Origin of the sequence: Amycolatopsis sp. WAC 01375, assembly GCF_003947325.1 — a bacterium.
Taxonomy (GTDB): Bacteria; Actinomycetota; Actinomycetes; order Mycobacteriales; family Pseudonocardiaceae; genus Amycolatopsis.
Genome location: NZ_QHHW01000014.1, coordinates 76426 through 88509, shown reverse-complemented (window position 1 = coordinate 88509; position 12084 = coordinate 76426). Strand labels below are relative to the sequence as shown.

The 12084-nt window shown below is 66.9% G+C and carries 10 protein-coding genes and 2 tRNA genes; all 12 read right to left on the bottom strand.

Translation table 11 applies throughout. From position 1 onward, the window contains the following. On the bottom strand, positions 1–402 hold the full coding sequence (locus DL991_RS05420) for a hypothetical protein (protein WP_125781566.1): 402 nt from the start codon (positions 400–402) through the stop codon (positions 1–3). A 66-nt stretch (positions 403–468) separates the two neighbouring features. Next, positions 469–909, bottom strand: a complete 441-nt coding sequence (locus DL991_RS05415; protein WP_125781564.1) for a hypothetical protein — start codon at positions 907–909, stop codon at positions 469–471. A gap of 76 nt (positions 910–985) precedes the next feature. Continuing rightward, positions 986–1058: transfer RNA gene (locus tag DL991_RS05410), tRNA-Ala, on the bottom strand. A 37-nt stretch (positions 1059–1095) separates the two neighbouring features. Beyond that, positions 1096–1284 carry a DLW-39 family protein gene (locus tag DL991_RS05405; RefSeq protein ID WP_016330468.1) on the bottom strand — a complete coding sequence of 63 codons (189 nt, stop codon included), beginning with the start codon at positions 1282–1284 and terminating at the stop codon, positions 1096–1098. 164 nt (positions 1285–1448) lie between these two features. Then, positions 1449–1522 (bottom strand) — tRNA-Ile (locus DL991_RS05400). A 47-nt stretch (positions 1523–1569) separates the two neighbouring features. Then, entirely contained in the window at positions 1570–2256 is a 687-nt protein-coding gene (locus tag DL991_RS05395) for a DUF3566 domain-containing protein (RefSeq protein ID WP_125781562.1), read from the bottom strand. A 36-nt stretch (positions 2257–2292) separates the two neighbouring features. After that, positions 2293–4818 carry a DNA gyrase subunit A gene (gene gyrA / locus DL991_RS05390; protein WP_125781560.1) on the bottom strand — a complete coding sequence of 842 codons (2526 nt, stop codon included), beginning with the start codon at positions 4816–4818 and terminating at the stop codon, positions 2293–2295. A 49-nt stretch (positions 4819–4867) separates the two neighbouring features. Further along, complete coding sequence (gene gyrB, locus DL991_RS05385; protein ID WP_125781558.1) at positions 4868–6835, bottom strand: DNA topoisomerase (ATP-hydrolyzing) subunit B; 1968 nt, start codon at positions 6833–6835, stop codon at positions 4868–4870. A gap of 218 nt (positions 6836–7053) precedes the next feature. Continuing rightward, positions 7054–7644, bottom strand: a complete 591-nt coding sequence (locus tag DL991_RS05380; protein WP_370305635.1) for a DUF721 domain-containing protein — start codon at positions 7642–7644, stop codon at positions 7054–7056. Positions 7645–7819: 175 nt separating this feature from the next. Further along, the gene (gene recF, locus DL991_RS05375; RefSeq protein ID WP_125781556.1) at positions 7820–8974 is read right to left on the bottom strand and encodes a DNA replication/repair protein RecF; all 1155 of its coding nucleotides are present in this window, start codon (positions 8972–8974) and stop codon (positions 7820–7822) included. A gap of 8 nt (positions 8975–8982) precedes the next feature. Further along, a complete protein-coding gene (gene gnd / locus DL991_RS05370) occupies positions 8983–9873 on the bottom strand; it encodes a phosphogluconate dehydrogenase (NAD(+)-dependent, decarboxylating) (protein WP_125781554.1) in 891 nt (296 codons plus the stop codon). Between the two features lie 37 nt (positions 9874–9910). After that, a complete protein-coding gene (dnaN, locus tag DL991_RS05365) occupies positions 9911–11044 on the bottom strand; it encodes a DNA polymerase III subunit beta (RefSeq protein WP_125781552.1) in 1134 nt (377 codons plus the stop codon). Positions 11045–12084: the final 1040 nt, after the last annotated feature.

Genomic DNA, 12084 nt, shown 5'->3' with positions numbered 1-12084 from the left:
CTACCCCTGTTCCCCGTACGCCGCGCGGTTCACTCGCTGCTTGTTGTCCTCATCGACGGATTCGTACAGTTCGGCGACCTTCGCCAGTGCCCGGGAGGCGTCCTGCGTGCTGCCGTGCAACCGCGCGAGCATCTTCTCGACGGCCTGACGATGTTCCTCATAAGCCGCCGAAACCCCACGCATGCCCAGGGATTTCCCGAACGCGGTGTCCGGCGCGAAAAGGCCGGGGAGAAGGCCACCCGTGACGGGGTCGGGAGCGGGCACGTCCTGCCCGCCCACACCGGTATGGGCGGTACTGACTATGTCGGCGGCCTTCTGCAGTTCCTTGCTCGACAACCTGAGATCGTCGAGGTCGGTTTCGAAACTGACCATGTTCACCTCGCTGTCCGGATTCCACCCCATGTAAGCAGCGTTGACTTGGCTGAGCGCGAGACTTTGTCATCCGCGTACGGTGACGAACGTCACCGCTCAGACGCAGACGTGGCAGTAGAGGCGATCGCCCCTGGTGGTGGCGGTGCGGGCGAGTTCCGCGAGGCCGGTCAGCACGTCGGCCAGCTCGGCAGGGTCGGCCTGGCCACCGAACTCGTCGGTTCGTGACCAGGGCTCGGCGACCTCGCGCAGGCGCGCCTCGTCGGCGTCGGACAGCGCGGCGGCCAGCTCGTCGGTCAGCGCGACGACCAGAAGCGCGCCGCCGTCGGCCATGGCGACGGGGCCGAGATCGCGTTCGATGATGGTCTCGTAGCCGACACCGGTGAGGAGGGACTCCAGCGTGCCCAGCTGCACGAACGGATCCACACCTTTGAGCGCGACGGTCGGGAAGGAAGCCTCGGCCGGGCCGCCGACGAGGTCGATCGTGGTGGCCGCGGTTTCGTTGTCCGACGCGGCGAAGTAGTGGAAGAGCACACCCATGCGCGCATTCTTACAGGGAGCTACGGCCCGGAAACGAAAAGGCCACCCGCGGTGCGGGTGGCTTCGTGGACCAGAGTGGAGCTGAGGGGAATCGAACCCCTGACCCCTGCCTTGCAAAGGCAGTGCTCTACCAATTGAGCTACAGCCCCGGGTCGCAGGCGATCATGATAACCGCCTGCGCCGAAATCAGTTGTTGCGGGACGCGTCCGCCGCCTTGGCCGGGGCGCTTCCGTTCGTGGAAGCGGTGCCCAGCGGACGTTCGGTGGGCGCGGTCGCCTCACGCCAGAGGTCGGCCTCGGCCTTGGCTGCCTTGTTGCGCTTGATCACGAACAGCACGCCGCCCGCGATGACCGCGAGTGCCAACAGCTTCTTCATCAGAAGCCCCCTCTTTCCGCCGAGTTGCTCCGCTTCCCCACCGATGCTACTGCACGCGGTTCTCCGGACGCCTGGTGCCCGACGTTCCACGTGGAACCACCGAGCCTGCCGGAAATCCGCAGCAAAAAAGCCGACTCGCGATGATCGCGAACCGGCTTTCGGAGTGGGCCCACCAGGACTTGAACCTGGGACCTCTTCGTTATCAGCGAAGCGCTCTAACCGCCTGAGCTATGGGCCCGAACGAGGAGAAGATTACAGGACGCCTTTCGGCGTCCTGCAACCGGGTCACTCTCGTTCGGAAAGGGTCACTTCCAGGCCTCCGGCAAGGTCTGCGGAGACGTTGTAGATGAACGCGCTGACGGTGGCGAGCGCCGAGATCAGCACGATGTTGATGGCGCCGAGGATGGCCGCGATCCCGAAAACGCGGCCGGCGCTGATCAACGGGTCGGCCGGCGCGTCGGCCCCTTCGCCGCCGACGAGCGACGAGTAGGTCCCGTTGAGTTTGTCCCAGACACCCATGCCGTCGAGCACGGTGTACAGGACGCCGACGGCGACGAGCCACACGAAGAACAGCGCGACGCCGAGGACGAGGGACAGTTTCAGCACCGACCAGGGGTCGAAGCGTTTGATCTGCAGGCTGGCGCGACGCGGTCCGCGGCCGGGGCGGCGGAGCGCGGTGGGCGCGGCACGGGTGCGGGAGGCCGACGGGATGGCGGAGGGGGCGGGTTCGCCCTCTCCGCTGTCGCCGAAGAGCCTCTTCGCTGCTGTGCCGCTTACCCCGTGATAGTCGGTCACGGTTGTCGCGTCCCGCTTCGGGTCCGAGTGGGCCACGTCGTCGGTGGCGACCGAAGACACCGAGACCGTCTGCTCACTGGCGCCTTCGGCCTCCCCGGCACCGCTGTCGCGCTGCCAAGGCGGGCTCGACGACCCCGCCTGCGCGCCGCCTGCTTCGGGCTTCTCGGATGGTGTCACGAGGTGTCAGTCCTTACCCAGTACGTGGGGCGTCGTCTACTCCTGCTCCGACGCCGGGGTTTCTTCTCCTTCAGTACTACCTGCAGTGGCGACGTCCGAGGGCTCGTCCGCGTTGCGTGCGACCGCGAGAAGAGTGGTTCCTTCGTCGAGATTCATCAGCCGCACTCCCTTCGTCTGCCTGCCTGCCTTGCGCACCTGTCCGGCCGAAGTCCGGATCACCCCGCCGCTGGAGGTGATCGCGTAGAGCTCGTCTTCGGCGTCGACGATGACCGCGCCCACCAGCCTGCCACGTTTCTGGTCGTACTGAATGGTGAGCACACCCTTGCCGCCGCGGCCCTGGACCGGGTAGTCCTCGGTCGGCGTGCGCTTGGCGTAGCCGCCCGCGGTGGCGACGAGGAGGAACCTGTCGGGCTGGACGACGTTGATGCCGAGCAGTTCGTCGCCGTCGTTGAACCGCATGCCCAGCACACCGGACGTCGCGCGGCCCATCGGGCGCAGGGCTTCGTCGGTGGCGTGGAAGCGGATCGACTGGCCTTCCGCGGACACGAGGAGCAGGTCGTCCTCGGCCGCCGCGAGGACCGCGCCGACCAGTTCGTCGCCTTCGCGCAGGTTGACGGCGATGAGGCCGCCGGCGCGGTTGGAGTCGAAGTCGGTGAGCTTGGTCTTCTTCACCAGGCCGCGACGGGTCGCGAGCACCAGGTACGGGGCGACCTCGTAGTTCGGGATCTCGATGACCTGGGCGATCTTCTCGTCCGGCTGGAACGCGAGCAGGTTCGCGACGTGCTGGCCGCGCGCGTTGCGGTTGGCCTCCGGCAGGTCGTAGGCCTTGGCGCGGTAGACGCGGCCCTTGTTCGTGAAGAACAGGATCCAGTCGTGCGTCGAGCAGACGAAGAAGTGCTGGACGATGTCGTCCTGTTTGAGGGTCGCGCCCTGGACGCCCTTGCCGCCGCGTTTCTGCGATCGGTACAGATCGGTTTTCGTTCGCTTGGCGTAACCCGTGCGGGTGATCGTGACGACGACGTCCTCGACCGCGATGAGGTCTTCGACCGAGACCTCGCCGTCGAACGGGATGATCTTGGTGCGCCGGTCGTCGCCGTACTTGTCGACGATCTCCTGCAGTTCCTCGGCGATGATCGCGCGCTGCCGCTCGGGCTTCTCGAGGATGTCCTTGAGGTCGGCGATCTCGAGTTCGATCTCGGCGAGGGTGTCGATGATCCGCTGCCGCTCCAGTGCGGCGAGGCGGCGGAGCTGCATGTCGAGGATCGCGGTCGCCTGGATCTCGTCGACGTCGAGCAGGCTCATCAGCGCTGGCCTGGCCTCTTCGGCCGAGGGCGACCGCCGGATGAGGGCGATGACCTCGTCGAGCATGTCCAGCGCCTTGACCAGACCGCGCAGGATGTGGGCGCGCTCTTCGGCCTTCCGCAGCCGGAAGCGGGTCCGGCGGACGATGACCTCGATCTGGTGCTTCACGTAGTGCCGGATCATCTGGTCGAGACGCAGCGTGCGGGGCACGCCGTCGACCAGTGCCAGCATGTTGACACCGAAGTTCTGCTGCAGCTGGGTGTGCTTGTACAGGTTGTTCAGCACGACCTTCGCGACCGCGTCGCGTTTGATCGTGACGACGATCCGCATCCCGCTGCGGCTGTTGGACTCGTCGGCGATGTCGGAGATGCCGGTGAGCTTGCCGTCGCGGACCAGGTTCGCGATGTTCTCCACCAGGTTGTCCGGGTTGACCTGGTACGGCAGCTCGGACACGACCAGGATCGTGCGGCCCTTGGCGTCCTCTTCGACCTCGACGACCGCGCGCATGCGCACGGAGCCGCGGCCGGTGCGGTACGCGTCCTCGATGCCGGAGTTGCCGAGGATCATCGCCTTGGTCGGGAAGTCCGGGCCCTTGATCCGGACCAGCAGCGCGGCGAGCAGTTCGTCGTCGCTCGCCTCGAAGTTCTCCAGCGCCCATTTGACGCCGTCGGCGACCTCGCGCAGGTTGTGCGGCGGGATGTTCGTCGCCATCCCGACCGCGATCCCGGAACCGCCGTTGACCAGCAGGTTCGGGAACCGCGACGGCAGGACGTCGGGCTCCTGGGTGCGGCCGTCGTAGTTGTCGGAGAAGTCGACGGTGTCTTCTTCGATGTCCTGCAGCATGTGCATCGCGAGATGCGCCAGCCGGGACTCGGTGTACCGCATGGCGGCGGCGGGGTCGTTGCCAGGGGAACCGAAGTTGCCCTGGCCGTCGATCAGCGGGTACCGCAGCGCCCACGGCTGGGCGAGCCGCACCAGCGCGTCGTAGATCGCGGAGTCACCGTGCGGGTGGTAGTTGCCCATCACGTCGCCGACGACGCGGGAGCACTTGTTGTACCCGCGGTCGGGGCGGAAGCCGGAGTCGAACATCGAGTACAGCACGCGGCGGTGCACCGGCTTGAGGCCGTCCCGCACGTCCGGCAGCGCCCGCGACACGATGACGCTCATCGCGTAGTCGATGTAGGAGCGCTGCATCTCCTGCTGGATGTCGACCGGTTCGATCCGGTCGTGGTCCGGAGCAGGCGGCAAGGTTTCCGTCATGAGGTCCTTCTCGTGAGAGCAGTCCTAAGGGGACAAAGAGCGGGGACGCCTAAACGTCGAGGAAGCGCACGTCCTTGGCGTTACGCGTGATGAAGGAGCGGCGCGCTTCGACGTCTTCGCCCATCAGTACGGAGAACAGGTCGTCGGCCTGCGCGGCGTCGTCCAGGGTGACCTGGCCGAGCAGCCGGTGCGCCGGGTCCATCGTGGTCTCCCACAGCTCTTCGGCGTTCATCTCGCCGAGACCCTTGTAGCGCTGGATCGCGTCGTCCTTGGGGAGGCGCTTGCCCGCCTCGACACCGGCCTGGATGACGGCGTCGCGTTCCCGGTCGGAGTACGCGTACTCCGGATCGGCACGCGGCCACTTGATCTTGTACAGCGGCGGGCGCGAGAGGAACACGTGCCCGTGCTCGATCAGCGGGGGCATGAACCGGAACAGGAAGGTGAGCAGCAGCGTGGTGATGTGCTGGCCGTCGACGTCGGCGTCGGCCATCAGCACGACCTTGTGGTAGCGCAGCTTCTCGAGATCGAACTCTTCGTGGATACCGGTGCCGAGCGCGGTGATCAGCGACTGGACCTCGGTGTTCTTGAGGACGCGGTCGATGCGGGCCTTCTCGACGTTGATGATCTTGCCCCGGATCGGCAGGATCGCCTGGTACATCGAGTCGCGGCCTTCCTTGGCCGAACCACCGGCCGAGTCACCCTCGACGATGTAGAGCTCGCATTCCGACGGGTTGGTCGACCGGCAGTCCTTGAGCTTGCCGGGCAGCCCGCCGATCTCCAGCGCGCCCTTGCGGCGGACCAGGTCGCGCGCCTTGCGGGCGGCCATCCGCGCCTGCGACGAGGAGATCGACTTGTTGATGATCGTCTTCGCCTCGGTGGGATTGCGCTCGAACCAGTCGGCCAGCCACTCGTTCGACGTCTGCTGCACGAACGTCTTCGCCTCGCTGTTGCCCAGCTTGGTCTTGGTCTGGCCCTCGAACTGCGGTTCGGACAGCTTGATCGAGACGATCGCGGCGAGACCCTCGCGCACGTCGTCACCGGTCAGGTTGGCGTCCTTCTCCTTGAGCAGCTTCTTTTCGCGCGCGTACGCGTTGACGACGCGGGTGAGCGCGGCGCGGAAGCCCTCTTCGTGCGTCCCGCCCTCGTGCGTGTTGATCGTGTTGGCGAACGTGTACACCGACGGCGTGAAGCCGTTGTTCCACTGCATGGCGACCTCGACCTCGAGGCCGACGCCCTTGGCCTCGAAGGAGATCACGCTGGCGTGGATCGGGTCCTTGCTGCCGTTGATGTGCTTGACGAAGTCCTCGAGACCGCCCGGGTAGCAGTAGGTCTTTTCCTTGACCCGCGCCGCTTGGCCGGAGGCGTCCTCTTCGGTCTCTTCGTCGGCGACGCGCTCGTCGCGCAGCGAAAGGGTCAGGCCCTTGTTGAGGAACGCCATCTCCTGAAGACGCCGGGAGATCGTCTCGAAGTTGTACGTCGTGGTCTCGAAGATGTCGTCGTCGGCCCAGAAGGTGATCGTCGTTCCGGTCTCGTCGGCCGGACCGAGATCCTGCAGCTCACCGGGAAGCTGGTTCGTGTACTCCTGGCGCCAGCTGCGGCCGCCGTACTTGACCTCGGCGAGCAGTGTCTTCGACAGCGCGTTCACCACGGAGACGCCGACGCCGTGCAAGCCACCGGAGACCGCGTAGGAGTCGCTGTCGAACTTGCCGCCCGCGTGGAGCACGGTGAGCACGACCTCGAGGGTCGGCTTCATCTCCTTGGGGTGCATGTCGACCGGGATACCGCGGCCGTCGTCGACGACCCGCACCCCGCCGTCGGCAAGCAGGGTAACCTCGACCTTGGTCGCGTGACCTGCCATCGCCTCGTCGACGGAGTTGTCGACCACCTCTTGAACGAGGTGGTGGAGGCCGCGTTCACCGGTGGAACCGATGTACATACCGGGACGCTTGCGGACGGCTTCGAGGCCTTCGAGCACCGTGATCGACGACGCGTTGTACTCGCTCTTGTTCTCGGTCACAGGTGTTGATTCTCCTCGTCTCGCCCGAGCGGACGCTCGCTCATCTCCAGTGTACTTGGCCGTGCCCGCTGGCATGCGGCAAGGACACCCCTGATTTGCTCACAGGCGCGCTAATTCGTTCGAAACAGAGTCTTGACGTTCGCGAAGCACCCTGAGCGCGTTCTCGGCGCTTTAATGGGCGCTGTCGATGGCATAGACGCGGCGAAGCGCAACTCGGATCAGCCGTACGTGTCACGCGGACCACGTCCCGGGACGTGCCGCGGCCCTTTCCGCCAGCTCGGCGCCGTCGGCCCTTGGATCCGCATCCTCTTCACCACACCGTGCCCGACGCCTTTCGCGATCTTCGCCAGCAGCTGCCCCTGCAACAGGCGCAGCTGCGTCGCCCACGCCGTCGAACTCGCGCGGACGGTCAGCTCGCCGTCCTTCAAGGCGACCGGCTGGGCGTGTTCGGCGACCTCTTCACCCACAAGGCGTGCCCAGCTGCCGAAGACCTGACCGTTGGCGAGCCGCGTGTTCCAGCCGCGGTCGACCGCGATCCGGGAGGCGAGCCTGCCGAGCGGTTGCGGGTCGCGGGCGTCGGCACCCGGCCCTGACCAGCGACGACGTCGCGAGCTCTGGCCGGACGAACCGGCTCCCCCACCGGTGATACGGCCGCGGCGCACGCCTGGTTCAACTCCGCGGGCCTTCGCCTTGGCCTTCGCGGCGTCCAGGGCGGCGAGAGCGAGGTCACGACCGGTAGTCGGCTCCTTGCCTTCGGTATCGGTTGCGCCGTTCGATACCGAAGGCCGCTCACTCTTCGTGTCGAACAAAGCTCCCTCACTCGGGTTACCACCCGAGTGAGGGGTGTCAAGCCGCTTATCAGGCCCCTTGGTCACGCGGGGCGATAACGCGTTCACGGTGTTATCCACACTGTCCACAGGTTTGTCCCCAGATCGGTGGGCAACTGCTGTGGCGCCGATCACTCGGGGTGTCCGCTCCACCGGATCACCCTCGGTTGATCTCACCATCCGCCACGAGGAACCGATGTCCGGCCAGTTCGGCGGGCACGTCCTCGTCCACGGCGGCGGTCACCAGCACCTGCTCGGCGCCTGCCGCCACCTCCGCCAGCCGGGCCCGGCGACGCCGGTCCAGCTCGGCGAACACATCATCCAGGAGAAGTACCGGTTCCCCGGCCTCGCCACGCAGAAGCTCGTAGCTTCCCAGACGCAAGGCGAGGGCGAACGACCAGGACTCCCCATGGCTCGCGTAGCCCTTCGCCGGCGCTTCGCCGAGGATGAGATCGAGCTCGTCCCGATGCGGGCCGACCATGCTCACCCCGCGCTCCAGCTCCAGGTTCCGGGACCGTTTCAACGCCTCGACCAGCACATCCTTGAGGACCGCCTCGTCGGCGCGAGCACCGTCCGGAACGCCGTAGCCCGCTGGCATCGCTTCGCCGACGCTCGACTTGTACGCGATCTTCGCCGGTCTCGAGTCGGGCGCGACCCCCATGTACGCGGCGGCCGTGTACGGCGCGAGATCCGCGATCAGGTTGAGCCGGGCGGCCAGCAACGCGGCCCCCGCCACCGCCAGGTGGTCGTCCCAGACGTCGAGCGTCGACAACGCGTACGGGTCTTCGCGCCCCGTCCGACGCTTGCCCGCCGTCTTGAGAAGGGCGTTCCGCTGCTTCAGCACCTTCTCGTAGTCGGCGCGGACCCCGGCGTACCGCGGCGCGCGCAGCACGAGGAGTTCGTCCATGAAACGTCTGCGCTCTCCGGGATCCCCGCGCACGAGTGCCAGGTCCTCCGGTGAGAACAGCACCGTGCGCAGGATCCCGAGCACGTCACGGGGCTTGCCGACCGCACCGCGGTTGACCCGCGCGCGGTTCGCCTTGCCTGGCGTGATCTCCAGCTCGACCGTCAGCTCGCGGTCCTCGTTGACCACCGCGACCCTGATCAGCGCGCGTTCGCACCCGTGCCGCACCAGCGGCGCGTCGGTCGCGACGCGATGCGAGCCCAGGGTCGCGATGTAGCCGATCGCCTCGAGGAGGTTCGTCTTGCCGCGGCCGTTCTGTCCGACGAGGACGGTCGGGCCGGGTTCGAGCGCGAGATCGGCTTGTGGCCAGGACCGGAAGTCGGTGACCTGGAGATGTCTTAGGTACAACCCACTACCTAGTCGCCGGCCTTCTTGACCGAGTGCCCGCCGAACTGGTTGCGCAGCGCGGCGACGGCCCGCATGGCGGCGGAGTCCTCCTGGCGCGAGGCGAACCGGGCGAACAGCGCGGCCGAGATGACCGGCGCCGGGACAGCGTTGTTGATCGCCTCTTCGAGGGTCCACCGGCCTTCGCCGGAGTCCTCGACGTAGCCCTCGAGGTCGTCCAGCTCCGGGTCCTCGTCGAGTGCGCGGACGAGCAGGTCGAGCAGCCACGAGCGGACGACGGTCCCCCGCTGCCAGCCCTTGATCACCGCGGGCACGTTCTCGACGACCTTCGCGGCTTCGAGCAACTCGAAGCCTTCGGCGAAGGCCTGCATCATGCCGTACTCGATGCCGTTGTGGATCATCTTCGCGTAGTGACCCGAGCCGACGGCGCCGGCGTGCGAGAAGCCCTCGTCACGCGGGCCTTCGGGGCGAAGCGCGTCGAAGATCGGCATGGCCTTCTCGACGTCCGAAGCCACGCCGCCGACCATCAGGCCGTAGCCGTTGTCCTTGCCCCACACGCCACCGGAAACCCCGCAGTCGAGGTAGCCGATCTTCTTCGTCGCGAGCAGGTCCGCGTTGATCCTGTCGTCGGTGTACTTCGAGTTGCCGCCGTCGATCACGAGGTCGCCCTCGGACAGCAGGTTGCCGAGCTCCGCGACGGTCTGCCGGGTGGGTTCACCGGCGGGCACCATGATCCAGACGATCCGAGGACCGTCCAATTTGGACACCATGTCCTCGAGTGAGGTGGAGTCGGTGACGTCGGGGTTGCGGTCGTAGCCGACCACCTCGTGACCGGCCGCGCGCAGCCGCTCACGCATGTTGAACCCCATCTTGCCGAGGCCGATGAGTCCCAGCTGAGCCATGAAGATCCCCTTTGGTGCGAACAGAAGTGGCGGCCGGTCAGCCCGGGAGGCGGACCGGCATCAGGAGGTACAGGTAGCCGGGGACGACGTTGCCCTCCTCGTCGGCGGGCTTGATCAGCGCCGGCCGGTTCGGGGTGGTGAACGTCAGTTCCGCCCGGTTCGCGTTCAGCGCACCGAGCCCGTCGACGAGGTAACCCGGGTTGAACGCGATGGTCACCGGCTCACCTTCGTAGTCGACCTGAAGCTCTTCTTCGGCCGAACCCTCGTCGTCGCCGCCGGCGGAGAGCCGCAGCGAGCCGTCCTTGAACTCCAGCCGCACCTGGGTGCCACGTTCGGCGACCAGCGAAACACGCTTGATCGACTCGGCGAGCGCCGAGACCTCGAGGACCGCGCGCGACGTGTGCTGCGCCGGCAGCAGCTGCCGGTACGGCGGGAACTCCGCGTCGAGGAGGCGGGTCGTGGTGTAGCGGCCGGAGCCGGAGAGGCCGAGGAGACCCTCGCCGCTGGCGAGCGCGAGCCGGATCTTGGCACCGCTGGCGCCGAGCGTCTTCGCGGCTTCGGCGAGCGTGCGCGCCGGGACGAGCACGGCGGCGTCGGACAGGCCCTCGGCGGGCTCCCAGGTGAACTCGCGCATCGCGAGCCGGAAGCGGTCGGTGGCGACCAGGGTCAGCGAGGAGCCCGAAATCTCCAGCCGCATACCGGTCAGCATCGGGAGGGTGTCGTCCTTGCCCGCCGCGACGACGACCTGGGTGACGGCCTGGCCGAAGGCGTCGCCGGTGAGCTCGCCGGCGAAAGCGGGCTGGGACGGGAGTTGCGGGTAGTCCTCGACCGGCATGGTCGGCAGGGAGAAGCGCGCGGAGCCGCAGGTGATGGTCGCGCGGGCGCCGTCGACGGAGATCTCGACCGGCTGCGCGGGCAGCGACTTGGTGATGTCGGCCAGCAGACGGCCGGAGACCAGCAGACGGCCGCCGTCGGCGATCGTGGCCGGGACGCCGACCGTGGCGGAGACCTCGTAGTCGAATCCGGAGACGGTGAGTGCGTCACTCGTCCCGTCGGATCCCGCATCGAGCAGGACACCGCCCAGAACCGGGACCGGAGGCCGCGACGGGAGGCTTCTCGCCACCCACGCGACGGCGTCGGCCAGCCCGTCACGCTCGACGCGGATCTTCATGCGCGCTTCCTTTCGACAGCCGAGCCCCTGACGGCTCGAAAGCTCAACGGGTCACCGCGGCCGGAGAGCGCGATGGCCAGGTGCCTCGCAGGTTCGTTCGGTCCGAGCGAGGACGCGAACGCACGTCGACACGCAGACCAGGTGCAGGGACCCACGTTAGGCCGTCCCCGGGGTCCACGTCACCTCGGCCTCCCCTTGCTTTTGTCGACAAGACGACACGGCTGAGCAGCTGTCCCCAGATTCGTCCTTCGCCTGTTTTTGTTTTGTTCTCTTCTAGAGAAGAACTAAGAACAGCAGTAGTAATAGGCGTTGTGGATTGTGTGGACAAGCCTTGTTCGCGCAGGTCCGGATGCCTGCAGGGCTGTGGACTCCGGGTGTGTACGGACGGTGGACAGCTCGGGCCGTCGGTGGATGGTTTCGAGCGGCGCTCGATCTGTCCACAGTCATCCACAGTTTTCCCCACAGTTATCCCCAGTTGTGAGCCGGTTTGTACCCAGGCTTGTGGACCTGGTTCGTGACCGGAATCGCTCGGGAGAGTGACTCGGGCAGCACCGTTCACCCTTGTGCACAAGATGTGGGCAACCTGGGGACAGCGTGTGGATCATGGTGTGGAAATGCTGTGGATTCCCTGTGAGTGCGATGTGGACGGAAACCCGATCGCCGCAGCTCTCCGACCCATCGGAGTTGTGCACAAACTACCCACACCCTGTGGATTCCCTTTGTACACAAGGAAAACGCGAAGCACCCTCAAGCCCCCTTCGCCCCCTTCGCGCCCTTCGCGCCCTTCACCCCTTCTTCTCCTCCACACGCGCTTCGGGCCACTTTGGACACGAAAACGGGCCCCCACCCGACCGGCGGAGGCCCCAAACCCCTTGTGCGCTAAGGGATCGAGCAAAGAGAGCTATGGTGGCGCTGGCCTGGTGACTACGGGGTCTCCCCAAGGGCGCCCCGCGCCCGACGGAGACTTCACCGTCGAGCGCCCTCCCTTGGGCCGAAGGCCCACGTAAACGTGATGAAGGGGCGCCTCTCCGCCCAACCTG

Excerpts from the sequence above, each read along its gene's own strand:
- DL991_RS05405 (WP_016330468.1), bottom strand. The coding sequence starts at position 1,284 with ATGAAGAAGCTGTTGGCACTCGCGGTCATCGCGGGCGGCGTGCTGTTC.
- DL991_RS05420 (WP_125781566.1), bottom strand. The coding sequence starts at position 402 with ATGGGGTGGAATCCGGACAGCGAGGTGAACATGGTCAGTTTCGAAACC.
- gnd (WP_125781554.1), bottom strand. The coding sequence starts at position 9,873 with ATGGCTCAGCTGGGACTCATCGGCCTCGGCAAGATGGGGTTCAACATG.
- DL991_RS05415 (WP_125781564.1), bottom strand. The coding sequence starts at position 909 with ATGGGTGTGCTCTTCCACTACTTCGCCGCGTCGGACAACGAAACCGCG.
- dnaN (WP_125781552.1), bottom strand. The coding sequence starts at position 11,044 with ATGAAGATCCGCGTCGAGCGTGACGGGCTGGCCGACGCCGTCGCGTGG.
- gyrA (WP_125781560.1), bottom strand. The coding sequence starts at position 4,818 with ATGACGGAAACCTTGCCGCCTGCTCCGGACCACGACCGGATCGAACCG.